We start from the raw sequence: 10,290 nt of genomic DNA, 5'->3' as shown, positions 1-10,290 counted from the left end.
GGCGAAGTGGCGGTGAATTGCAAAGATTTCCTCACCTTACTTAATAGCCTTAAGGACGAGGTAGCGATTACCCCTGTCCGCTGATGAAGAATATCTTCACTTGAAAAGTCAAAAAGGGAAGGAGGCAAAATTTGCTAAAGGGGATATCGAAGAAATGCCTTGGATTGACTCCCTGACAGAAGAAGAAATTGAACAAGTCTCCATAGAAGCTGATGACCTAATCCAAGCAGTTGAAGAAACAAAATACGCTGCAGCTACCGAGATGGCCAAGGCTATTTTATGCGGTGTCTGTCTAAACTTCGATACCGACGAAGAAAACACGGTAGAATTCGCAGCGACAGATGGGCATCGATAAACAGTGCCTCAAAGCAATGCCCGGAGATACTGTCACTATGCAAATCACGGAAACAACAGGCGATCAACCAGGTCCTGTGTTCATATCGCCCTCCGAGGAATATAATACCTTTGGGTTAGTCATGCCGATACAGATTACTGGCAACTAGAAATAATACGCTACTCCTTCGAGGGGTAGCTCTTTTTTTTCTTTTATAATACTAATGTCTTTCTCACTTAACCCATATAATTTGTACATAATCTCATCTGTTTCTCTCTATAATAAATTAATAAATTCATCAACAGTTAATTCACAATCTCGTAAAATTTGAGCAAATAATCCTTTACCAATGGTTTCTTTACCGTGAACAGGAATGACTGTTCTTCTACCATCGAAATGAATTAAAAAGTGATGACTTCCCTTAATTCTAGCAACGGTAAATTCTGCTTTTTTTAAGGCTGAAATCATTTTTTTTCCTGTAACTGCTGGAATATTACTCATTGTTTGATGGTTACTCTTTGCACACCCACAAATTCTAAAGGTTCAAATTCTTCGTTTTCCATTTCTAAACAAAGTTCTATCGCTTCTTGAATTCGTTCGATTAATTCATCATAGCTTTTGGCTTGGGTATGACATCCTTTTAAACTGGGAACGGATGCGACTAAGTAACCATCAGAATCTTTTTCAATAATAACATTAAATTGTTGGGTCATATTTTTTATCTCTCAGTTGATTGTTCAATTATAGCAATCTCCTCCTCATTCACCCCATATAATTCATAGTTGCTGTTCTTGGGTTAATAAGTCAGCATATTCATTGATTCCTTCTTCGGCAAGTTGACGGTCTTCTTCAGCAAATTCTTGATAAAGTTTGGCTATATTATCTATATTCTTTAGAGGTTTAGTTAAATTTTCTCTGAATTTTAGAAAAGTAATGAAATCAGCAACTTGGTTAAGTTGTTCTTGGTTTAGGTGATTAAGTTGTTGGTTTATTTGTTCTTGAGTAGTCATGATTTTTAGTCAGTGAAATTAAACGAAGGTTAATTTATTTCCGTTGGTTGGTTTCTTCAATTTCCCCTTACTTACTGGATTTATAGGCTCCATGCTCTGGACTGGCTACCTTGTTTATTTTGATAATCCAGTAGCCTCTCAAATTGATTCTATTAGCAGATTGATGATTGATTACAGCTTTAATTTTTCTAGAGATTAGAGAACCATTGCGTTAAATCTTCTTCACTTTGAAAGTCTAGCAAAGCTTCTCCTAAATTTTCTAATTGTTCAACAGATAACCCTCGAATTTTAGGCAATAAATCATCAGGAATTTGACCAAAACGATGATTAAGAAGACGTATAACTAGGTTAGCTTCTCCTTTTTGCTTTCCTTGTTCTTCAATCTCTTGATAAATAACAGATTCTTTCATGATGTCATCTCTAAGTAAACGTTTAATGATGTCCTTACTTAATACTAAACCAGCTAAGATAGAAGTGGAAGCAGCAATATTACTTTTTTCTCTCCTATCAGAAACCTCATCAATTTGTTCGCTAATTTGTCTGAGAATACTCTCTCTATTTTCGCTTTGACTTAACACCGCAAAGGGTAATAATCCCTTAGACTGTAATAAAATATCTGAAGGAACTTCCCATAAACGAATAACCTCAAATTCATGGCGTGTTTTACTTAATGTAAAAACCGCTTGTCGAGCTAATTTTGAACGGTTTTCTTTTAAATAAATCACCACTTGAATCATCTCTTTTTGAGGATAGAGACGATAACCTCTGATCCGATAATCTAACATTCTAAAGGGAATGTCCTTATCAGGATTAGTTTGGAACTCAATATGTAAAATTAACTCCTCTGACTGCAAAAAGATTAAACTATCAGCCCGAATTGGTTCTAAAGATAATTCTGATGGCTTTAATTCAGTTAAAGGAATGGGTTTTCCTAATAACCATCTTGCCATATCTTCAGGGAATTGAGCAGCAATAAATTTACAAATCGAATCATACATTGATATCCTTTTTATAGCTTATCGAGACAAGCACTTGCTAGTCTCTTTTTTTTTTCACAATGCTAGCGCATCTTGACTGAAACGACCAATCAACCTTCAGTTAATATGCACTTCACTGGCAAAAGTCTTAGCAAAGAACACATAGAATTGGCAGGAATTGACCTGCCTCACATATCAGACTATCTTCTCAAAGAAATCCGTTCAGAAATCAGAGCAAAACTAAAACGAGCCTCGATAACCAACGAAGAAGAATTCCAAGAAATTGTCACGGCAACGGTAGCAGAAATAAAGCCCCTGTGGGTTTACGAGGACTAAGCTCGAAGCTAGCGCGATATTATTGCAGAATTTTACTCAGTAACGCTTATGAGATACTTAATACCAACTATCCTCTCTTTTTGGATAGGAGCGATAATAACTCTTCTTATCGGAGTTATTACCAAGGCAATATTTGATTACACCCTTTTATGGTTCGACTTTATACTCCTTGGTGGCATTTTAGCCTCGACTATGTTAACTGCCTACTTGCTTTACTTCGACAATCCAGTAGCCTCTCAACTCAATGCTGTTAGTAAAATTATGGTAGATCACGGCTTTAACTACTCAGATTGGTGCAAGGTTGAAAAACAAATAAAGGACCAAAATATTATCCAGGCAACTGTCAACTTACCTAATTCTGACTCATCCAAGCTCCAAAATAATAGGGCGCAAATTACATTGTTATTAAGCCAAAGCTATCCAGAATTTCAGTTTACTCTCACTTTTCCAACGAAAGTGGCTCTTCTTCGATTAAAACGAAAAACCTAGCCAGTAACATAAGCACCTTCACGGTGCTATTTTTTTGTTAAAGTCAAAGTAAACTTTATGGACGATCGCTTAATCCTAGAAATAAATGAAGAAAATGCCTACGTCGTAATCACAGAAAGTTACGTCGCAGCCTATATCGATGGGAATAAAAACACGTTGCGACTTAATTTATCCGAAGCCACATTCGAGGTCGGTTCTATCGTCAGACAGGCTGGCCCTAATTCAACGATTATTGGGAGTCCTAAAAAAGATTTCTTCCTCGCAGATAGTGGAGCCTTACTCATCGGTAATGGCGGAGATGATACATTGCAAGTTTCGGGCAACGAAGCCGATAGGTGCATTATTCTCGGTGGAGATGGGAACGACACAATAAAAGCACTCTCCACGGCCAAAACCGTTGTTCCTTCCTGTGTTTTTAGCGGAGGCCAAGGCAATGACATATTTTTCGCTGTTGGCATGAACATTATGGTGACTGACTTTGCTCAAGGCGATCGCATTTCTATTGGAGACCCTAATGCATGGCAAATACTCAGCGACCAGGGGTTAGTCATAAAAACAGAAAAAACTGAGGCATTAATTCTTGATCGATTCGAGCCTATGCCTTTCGTGGAGGGTAACTATTTGGGATTTTAGGTTGTAGGGCTAGCGCCATTTATTTTGAGAAATTCTCTCATTGTGAAACAACCTACTAACCAATATGAATTTACAAATTACAAGCCTCAATGAAGGTGTGTTTACCCCAGTTTTAGGTACTTGGGATACGATTGAAGTTGATGCCAGAGGGCTGACGAGCTACTACGAGTTCGGAAACGCCAATGTCGGGGTTCAAACGCGCGTTCCTAACGCAGGTCGTTTCTCCTACTTAGGTGGTAGCAATGCCAAAGACATCTTATCGGGACAAGAAGGTTCCTGGATTCTAGGTCGAGATGGTGACGATATCCTCACCACTTATTCTGCTCCTGATGATAGTCCTGTTCAGTCTGTTCTCTACGGAGGCGATGGTAACGACCAACTGACCACGATGTTCACCGATGCAGTATTGACTGGCGGTACTGGCAGCGACCAATTCCGAGTCTTTTACGCCGATGTTGTAATCACCGACTTCACCGACAACGAAGATAGTCTCTGGGTATTAGGAAATAATCAGGCTTCTCAAATCCAGACAGACTTCGGCTTAGTGATTGATAATGGGGCATCCCAGATCCAACTCCTAGGAGTAACCGACTATCTGACCCAAGTTCAAAGCGGTGGTAGCAGCGTATTTGTCTAAGCTAGCTTAGCTACCAGAGGCTTTACCTGAGAAGGTTAGAGCCTCTGTCTTTAGAGAATAAACTACAAGCAATTTGAGGAGAAAAAGTCATGAACAACCAAGGCTGCTTAGTACCGACTTTATTCATGTTCTTTGGCTTTGGCTGGCTTATTTTAAGTAACTTGGCTAAAGACCAAACAATGGTACTCGTAAATATCGAACAGTATCCTGACCAAATATTTTCTCTATCGGAATTATCGCTGGAAACATTAGAGGAAAACGGTTCATTGAAACTTCAATGTGGCGAGAAGATATTCAATGTCAAAGCCAAAGAAATATCGAAACTAACTGGTGATTTTGAACTTAGTAAGAACGAAGTCATTTCATGCGATCGCTTTTAGGAAAAAAGGAGTTAATTTCATGCCCCATAGGTTATGGCAAGATCACGACTGGCAAAATGCTTCAATTGAAGCAGTTATCGCCGCTTTATTCGACCCCCCTGCGTTTATTGATCCATGCGATATGACACAGATAAAACGATATCACCCTAGGGCATTTATAGAGTATCAGAAAATATTCTACCGAGGGAGCATCGCTGATTACGCGACTAAGCCAAAACAGTAAACAGCGAGGGACAGGCTACAGCTTGTCCTTTTTATTTTGAGTCTACGATTCGTAGACTTTTTTCCTGACTAATTACTACGACGAAAATGGGCTTAGTGCTAGCGCATTTCCTGATAGCCATCCTTTAAGGAGCAACTACGTATGCCAACAATCAATCTCAAAAACTTCATTATAATCGCCCTTTCCGACACTAATTGAGGATGTTCATAGTCAAGTAGAAGGATACAGCAACGATGTCTATTTCTGCCAGAACCTCGCTGAATGCGAAAACCGACTTTCCTTTAATGGAGACATAGATGCTCGAATAAACAGAGACATCGACTATACTCTGTAACCGTTATCCGACCTGGGTTTTACCCATCCGCAGCAATGACTATTTTTCTTATAAGTAATAGTCACTGCTGCGGAGAATAAACTAGCGTTTATTGCGGGGCTGTTTACCATTTTAAAAATGCCCTATCAATTAAGTTTATTCCAAGATCCAGAAATACCAAATATCGTAGACGCTCTATTAAGTCGAGAAGACTGCGTTTTAGCCATTAGCATATCTGGGGGGAAAGACAGTCAAGCAATGCTTAGCTGGCTGACAGAACAACGAAAACGCCGAGGATGGTGCTGTCAAGTCTTTGCCGTTCATGCAGATTTAGGTCGGATTGAATGGACTCAGACGGCTACTGTCGTTCAGTCCCACGCCGAAAATCATAATATACCGCTGGTGGTTGTTCGCAGGGAGAAAGGCGACATGATTAATCACTGGCGACAGCGATATCAAACGCTGAAAGCCCAAGGTAACACAAAACCCTTCTGGTCGTCGGCATCAGCCCGGTACTGTACCAGTGACCTGAAAGTAGCTCCTATCGACAAGTACCTTCGTCGTTATCCGTTATCTGTCGTCGCTATAGGACTAAGGGCAGAAGAATCGCCCAATAGAGCCAAGAAAACTCGTCTCAGTTATCGGAAAACAATTATTTCGACTAAGTACAAGGATTTACCGTTTAAAGAAGCCATAAAGCAGTATAACGGAAAATCACGGTTATCCCTCAATTGGCTACCAATTCAAGACTGGAGCCTAGATAAAGTTTGGAACCAATGTGGCACTTCCACCGAAGAATGGCATCGCCGCAGAGGTCTTCCCGATGAGGATGCCATCGAGGGATGGCCCGCCCATCCTGCCTATGTTTTGGGTCACGGAAACCATCGTTTGTCCTGCGCGTTCTGCGTACTTGCTGATGTCAACGATTTGACCAATGCGATCGCTTATAATGAAGAGGTCTATAGCGAACTGGTAGAACTTGAAAAGGAGTCGGGTTGGACATTTCAGCACAACAGATCCTTACTTTCGCTTACCAATAAGTAATTCTTCATTCAGAATCTCCCGTTACAGCATCAGCTTAACGGCAGAGCGTCAACTTCTGAACCTTACTTTTGTATCGCTAGCGCTCGTTAGGGGGAATAAATTGCCAAACGAGTAAAGGACTGTAAACAAATGCCTAGAGAAGTTATCCATGACGTAGACCGCCCCGACATCAACGGTGTCAAGCCCAAGATGCAAGCGATCGCAGATAGTCTTCGTGAATCGCTGCCACCTCTGCCGTTTTCTTCTTTGAAATGTGATGACAACTTAATGTCGTCAATTCACCTGAAAGCAAGTTTTGATGACCGAGCCGAGTGGTCAAATGGGATTTTCGAGAACTCGCTGTACTTCATAGTTAGTATCCATCCCCAAAAAGGGAAACGGTACTACCAAGAAGGTGAAAAGGTCAGCGTCGAAATCAACAGCAAATCCTACAAAATTCCTACAAAGTTCAGAAAGTACACGGGCACACCTGAGAAGGCGATCGGCAAGATTGTTGCTTGGATTGAAAAAGCACAATCGGAGATAACAGAGCAACGCTAACACTTCTCAGAAATAGTAAATTAACCAGGATCACCAATGACCTTCACCGAACTAAAACTAAGTCCAATCTTCAACCCCTCTGGAAAGGACAACAAAGAAAATAGACACCTCTGGGGTGGTAATACCACCAATGTCATCAATCTCAATGAAACCCGTTACGGATGGGCACGAACAATTTACCAAACTATGAGGGAATCCTTCTGGGTACCTCAGCGAACCGACCTGTCCCAAGATAAATTAGACTACGCCAACCTGATTCCAGGTGAACGTAGGGCATTGAAAGGTATTTTAAGTTATCTCAATTTCCTAGACTCGGTACAAGTCGCAAACATCCCCGAACTGAGTCGATATATCACAGCGCCCGAAGCCAGAATGTGCCTTGCCGAGCAAACATCGCAAGAAGCGATGCACGGGGAGACTTATCAGTACATTACTGAGAGCATAATCCCAGAGAATGAACAACACGAAGTCTATGACTTCTGGAAGCAGGATCTTTTACTCCATGAGAGATGTGAATTTATCGCCGGGTATTACCAAAACCTTGCTAATAACCCCACCGGAGAAAACTATTACATGGCTCTGATTGGAGACTATCTCCTAGAAGGCTTGTTGTTCTATCAAGGTTTTCTGTTCTTCTACAATCTGGCATCCAGTCAACGGCTTGCAGGATGTGCCAAGCTCATCAAGCAGATAAACATGGACGAACTAACCCATGTGAGCTTGTACAAAAAGCTCATCACAGAGGCTAAGACAAAGTTCTCCTATTCTGAGGATGAAATCACAGAGTTATTCCATACAACGGTTGAACGGGAGATTGAGTGGACTAACCACATCTTCGATGGGCAAATTCTAGGGGTTAGCGAAGCGAGTACCGAAGCTTATACGAAGTATTTAGCTAACTTACGCCTAAAAGCGATCGGCATTTCTGCCATTTACCCCGAAGTAGAGAATCCTTATGCTCATTTAGACTGGGCTGACTTCAAAGGAATCGGGAAATCAAAGGCTGCTTTCTTTGAAACAGAGGTCACAGGTTACGCCCAACCTACTGCCGTAAAAGGATGGGAGAAACTCAGAGTATGACTGGCTTAGAGGCTTCCGCAGCAAGTCCAATATTTCTTATAGATAATAGAGGTTGCTGCGGATCTTAATCCGCTAGCGCTCGTTACTTAAAGAATCCTACCTTAAAAAGATTATGAGTACCAATTACAACTTTGCCTACTTATTTCCTACAAGTACCGGAAAACTCGCTTGGTCTGGAGAAACTAGACAATCTTTACTTAAACGAGCATCAAGTGATGAAGAGAAGGAAAAAATTTCCGCCTGGACAAGACGAGCGAAAGCAGGAGATTTTATGTTTCTCGATGATAATTTCGCTATGGTTATGAAACAAAGAGATTAAGAATAGCCTGTCCCCAACGATAAAAAGTACGTTTCTGAGAAGCTGAGTCTTCTCTTTTTTTACCCAATCATCGTGGAAATCACACACGAAAATACCGCTTAGGTTAGCGTATAATAAACCGCGCTCTATTCCACTCTGCATAAAGATCGTAAGCATCCGCAGCAATAGCTATTTTTCTTATAGAAAATAGTGGTTGCTGCGGACGATAATCGATTTTCCGCTAGCGCAATTAAATATGATGTTCCAAACCTACAGCACAAATGAACAACTACGAAAAACTTCGAGATTTAGTCGGTGAGTGCAATCGCCTAGAGGAAAAATTCTTTAACCGTCTAATTCAAGAAGACGTACCTCTAGAACTGAAACTCATTTGGAACGAGTGGGCTACCGCACGGACTGAACATAGAAAACTTCAAGGAAGGTTGCTAGGGTTCGACATCATAGACACTGAAACTCACAAAGAGTACGAATAGATGTACTACTAATTTACTTTAAACTAGCGTTTATTGACGATGAAAACAAAATCGTGGCTTAAATTGAAAATATGAATGAAACTCCCATACCCGAACGTTACCAACCTCTGGGCGAAATTATATCCCGAAAATACATGAGTGCTTTACGTTATTTAATGACCAAACCCATCTATTTTGAAGATAAACCATTCAATTCAATGAGTACCGTTGTGATCGCCTCGTCTCCCGATGAAGCGATTAGGAAAATATTCTTTCATCGATATACATGGGTGTACAGTACCGAGAATGCCCCCCACACAACTGCAACTGAAATCGGCAATGCTTAATCCAATAACCTTATCCTAGCAAACGCTAGGTTTTTTTTTACCGAATCATCGACGAAATCAAGCACGAAAAAATAGCTAAGTTTAGGGCATAATGAACAAGCTTGTGTCTCAGTCTGGGTATGGATTATAGCCTTCCGCAGCAACTACTATTTTTCTTATAAATTAACGTGGTTGCTGCGGATGATAATCGATTTTCCGCTAGCGCATCTGAGGATGGTATTCAAAACCATAACGCACATGAGCAACTACGAAAAACTTCGAGATTTAGTCAGTGAGTGCAATCGTCTAGAAGAAAAATTCTTCGACCGTTTGATCCAGGAAGATATACCGCTAGAACTGAAAATGATTTGGAACGAGTGGTCGGCGGCGCGAACTAAGCATAGAACCTTTCAAGGTCAAATGCTTGGGTTCAACATCCTAGACACCGAAACTCACAACGAAGACGAATAATAAAGAGATATTCTTTTAGAAATGAGAAGCTATGTCTTCTCTTTTTTTTTACCGAATCGGTATCGAAATCAAGCACGAAAAAAACGGCTAAGTTCAGGGCATAATGAACAAGCCTCTATTTCAGTCTGGAAAAGGATTCTAACCTTCCGCAGCAGTAGCTATTTTTCTTATAAATAAACGTGGTTGCTGCGGGCGGACATTTAGCGGTACTCAAGTCAATCTAGTTATCCTCCAACACGAAAACTTAATAAAGACCGCTAGAGCTTTTTCGGAGGATGTATTCTAGACAAACATCATCCCTTACCTTTGCCGATTGTAGTTTTCAGAATGCTCCGAACTGGGAACCGAAGACCAAGGGAATGCTAAACGTAGGAGAGGTAGCTCAGAGCATCTGCTTAGGGAAGCCAAGTCCAATGCTTCCCTCTATTTTTTTGCCAAATCAAGGTCAAATTTCAGCACGAAAATTCAGCAAAGTTTAGGGCATTATGAACAAAGCTCTATTCTAGTCTGTATAAGGATTATAACCTTCCGCAGCAGTGACTATTTTTTCTTATATAAAATCGTGGTTGCTGCGGGTAAACTTCGGGCTTTAGGCTAGCGCTTAGAATGAAGATGTTTACACCCTAATAGTAAGTAGAACAAAGTAAGTCAATACGAGAAATTGAGAGAATTAGATGAGGAGAATAGTCAGCGAGAAAAAGAATTTTACATCCGTCTGATTCAAGA

Annotated in this window: 16 protein-coding genes; 12 read left to right on the top strand and 4 right to left on the bottom strand. The window is 40.7% G+C overall.

The genetic code is table 11. The features are described from left to right. Positions 1-154: 154 nt before the first annotated feature. On the top strand, positions 155-355 hold the full coding sequence (locus tag C4E06_RS28320; RefSeq protein WP_198648916.1) for a hypothetical protein: 201 nt from the start codon (positions 155-157) through the stop codon (positions 353-355). A gap of 255 nt (positions 356-610) precedes the next feature. Here C4E06_RS28320 and C4E06_RS21215 read toward each other — a convergent pair whose 3' ends face one another. The 4 genes from C4E06_RS21215 to C4E06_RS21200 form a co-directional block, all read right to left on the bottom strand. Next, complete coding sequence (locus tag C4E06_RS21215) at positions 611-835, bottom strand: type II toxin-antitoxin system HicA family toxin (RefSeq protein WP_107670414.1); 225 nt, start codon at positions 833-835, stop codon at positions 611-613. Then, positions 832-1,047 carry a type II toxin-antitoxin system HicB family antitoxin gene (locus tag C4E06_RS21210; RefSeq protein WP_107670413.1) on the bottom strand — a complete coding sequence of 72 codons (216 nt, stop codon included), beginning with the start codon at positions 1,045-1,047 and terminating at the stop codon, positions 832-834. Before C4E06_RS21210 ends, C4E06_RS21215 begins: the two co-directional genes overlap by 4 nt. Positions 1,048-1,110: 63 nt before the next feature. Next, entirely contained in the window at positions 1,111-1,344 is a 234-nt protein-coding gene (locus C4E06_RS21205) for a hypothetical protein (RefSeq protein ID WP_107670412.1), read from the bottom strand. A 188-nt stretch (positions 1,345-1,532) separates the two neighbouring features. Beyond that, on the bottom strand, positions 1,533-2,342 hold the full coding sequence (locus C4E06_RS21200; RefSeq protein WP_107670411.1) for an Rpn family recombination-promoting nuclease/putative transposase: 810 nt from the start codon (positions 2,340-2,342) through the stop codon (positions 1,533-1,535). 72 nt (positions 2,343-2,414) lie between these two features. On the opposite strand from C4E06_RS21200, the gene C4E06_RS21195 reads away from it, so the two are divergent. The 11 genes from C4E06_RS21195 (at position 2,415) to C4E06_RS21140 (ending at position 9,114) form a co-directional block, all read left to right on the top strand. Then, entirely contained in the window at positions 2,415-2,657 is a 243-nt protein-coding gene (locus C4E06_RS21195; RefSeq protein ID WP_198648915.1) for a hypothetical protein, read from the top strand. 645 nt (positions 2,658-3,302) lie between these two features. Beyond that, positions 3,303-3,779 carry a hypothetical protein gene (locus C4E06_RS21185; protein ID WP_198648914.1) on the top strand — a complete coding sequence of 159 codons (477 nt, stop codon included), beginning with the start codon at positions 3,303-3,305 and terminating at the stop codon, positions 3,777-3,779. A gap of 64 nt (positions 3,780-3,843) precedes the next feature. Beyond that, the gene (locus C4E06_RS21180) at positions 3,844-4,416 is read left to right on the top strand and encodes a hypothetical protein (protein ID WP_107670407.1); all 573 of its coding nucleotides are present in this window, start codon (positions 3,844-3,846) and stop codon (positions 4,414-4,416) included. A gap of 89 nt (positions 4,417-4,505) precedes the next feature. Next, a complete protein-coding gene (locus C4E06_RS21175) occupies positions 4,506-4,796 on the top strand; it encodes a hypothetical protein (RefSeq protein WP_107670406.1) in 291 nt (96 codons plus the stop codon). A 19-nt stretch (positions 4,797-4,815) separates the two neighbouring features. After that, entirely contained in the window at positions 4,816-5,019 is a 204-nt protein-coding gene (locus tag C4E06_RS21170; protein WP_107670405.1) for a hypothetical protein, read from the top strand. A 451-nt stretch (positions 5,020-5,470) separates the two neighbouring features. Beyond that, positions 5,471-6,376 (top strand): phosphoadenosine phosphosulfate reductase family protein, encoded by a 906-nt coding sequence (locus tag C4E06_RS21165; protein ID WP_107670404.1) that lies wholly within the window; start codon positions 5,471-5,473, stop codon positions 6,374-6,376. 129 nt (positions 6,377-6,505) lie between these two features. Continuing rightward, positions 6,506-6,916: a hypothetical protein gene (locus tag C4E06_RS21160; protein WP_107670403.1), complete on the top strand. Its 411-nt coding sequence runs from the start codon at positions 6,506-6,508 to the stop codon at positions 6,914-6,916. Between the two features lie 36 nt (positions 6,917-6,952). Further along, positions 6,953-7,996: a ribonucleotide-diphosphate reductase subunit beta gene (locus tag C4E06_RS21155; protein WP_107670402.1), complete on the top strand. Its 1,044-nt coding sequence runs from the start codon at positions 6,953-6,955 to the stop codon at positions 7,994-7,996. A 112-nt stretch (positions 7,997-8,108) separates the two neighbouring features. Beyond that, a complete protein-coding gene (locus C4E06_RS21150) occupies positions 8,109-8,315 on the top strand; it encodes a hypothetical protein (protein ID WP_107670401.1) in 207 nt (68 codons plus the stop codon). A gap of 260 nt (positions 8,316-8,575) precedes the next feature. Continuing rightward, the gene (locus C4E06_RS21145; protein WP_107670400.1) at positions 8,576-8,788 is read left to right on the top strand and encodes a hypothetical protein; all 213 of its coding nucleotides are present in this window, start codon (positions 8,576-8,578) and stop codon (positions 8,786-8,788) included. Between the two features lie 71 nt (positions 8,789-8,859). After that, positions 8,860-9,114, top strand: coding sequence for a hypothetical protein (locus C4E06_RS21140; protein ID WP_107670399.1), 255 nt, complete (start codon positions 8,860-8,862; stop codon positions 9,112-9,114). Positions 9,115-10,290 lie beyond the last annotated feature (1,176 nt).

Source organism: Cyanothece sp. BG0011 (assembly GCF_003013815.1).
In the GTDB taxonomy this organism is placed as follows: Bacteria; Cyanobacteriota; Cyanobacteriia; order Cyanobacteriales; family Microcystaceae; genus Crocosphaera.
The sequence above is the reverse complement of the archived record's forward strand: the minus strand, read 5'-3'. Positions and strand labels throughout refer to the sequence as shown.

Bases quoted from the DNA above. Each gene is read 5' to 3' on its own strand.
- C4E06_RS21140 (WP_107670399.1), top strand. From the start codon at position 8,860: ATGAATGAAACTCCCATACCCGAACGTTACCAACCTCTGGGCGAAATT.
- C4E06_RS21215 (WP_107670414.1), bottom strand. From the start codon at position 835: ATGAGTAATATTCCAGCAGTTACAGGAAAAAAAATGATTTCAGCCTTA.
- C4E06_RS28320 (WP_198648916.1), top strand. From the start codon at position 155: ATGCCTTGGATTGACTCCCTGACAGAAGAAGAAATTGAACAAGTCTCC.
- C4E06_RS21175 (WP_107670406.1), top strand. From the start codon at position 4,506: ATGAACAACCAAGGCTGCTTAGTACCGACTTTATTCATGTTCTTTGGC.
- C4E06_RS21180 (WP_107670407.1), top strand. From the start codon at position 3,844: ATGAATTTACAAATTACAAGCCTCAATGAAGGTGTGTTTACCCCAGTT.
- C4E06_RS21145 (WP_107670400.1), top strand. From the start codon at position 8,576: ATGAACAACTACGAAAAACTTCGAGATTTAGTCGGTGAGTGCAATCGC.
- C4E06_RS21155 (WP_107670402.1), top strand. From the start codon at position 6,953: ATGACCTTCACCGAACTAAAACTAAGTCCAATCTTCAACCCCTCTGGA.
- C4E06_RS21205 (WP_107670412.1), bottom strand. From the start codon at position 1,344: ATGACTACTCAAGAACAAATAAACCAACAACTTAATCACCTAAACCAA.
- C4E06_RS21210 (WP_107670413.1), bottom strand. From the start codon at position 1,047: ATGACCCAACAATTTAATGTTATTATTGAAAAAGATTCTGATGGTTAC.
- C4E06_RS21160 (WP_107670403.1), top strand. From the start codon at position 6,506: ATGCCTAGAGAAGTTATCCATGACGTAGACCGCCCCGACATCAACGGT.
- C4E06_RS21150 (WP_107670401.1), top strand. From the start codon at position 8,109: ATGAGTACCAATTACAACTTTGCCTACTTATTTCCTACAAGTACCGGA.
- C4E06_RS21170 (WP_107670405.1), top strand. From the start codon at position 4,816: ATGCCCCATAGGTTATGGCAAGATCACGACTGGCAAAATGCTTCAATT.
- C4E06_RS21200 (WP_107670411.1), bottom strand. From the start codon at position 2,342: ATGTATGATTCGATTTGTAAATTTATTGCTGCTCAATTCCCTGAAGAT.
- C4E06_RS21165 (WP_107670404.1), top strand. From the start codon at position 5,471: ATGCCCTATCAATTAAGTTTATTCCAAGATCCAGAAATACCAAATATC.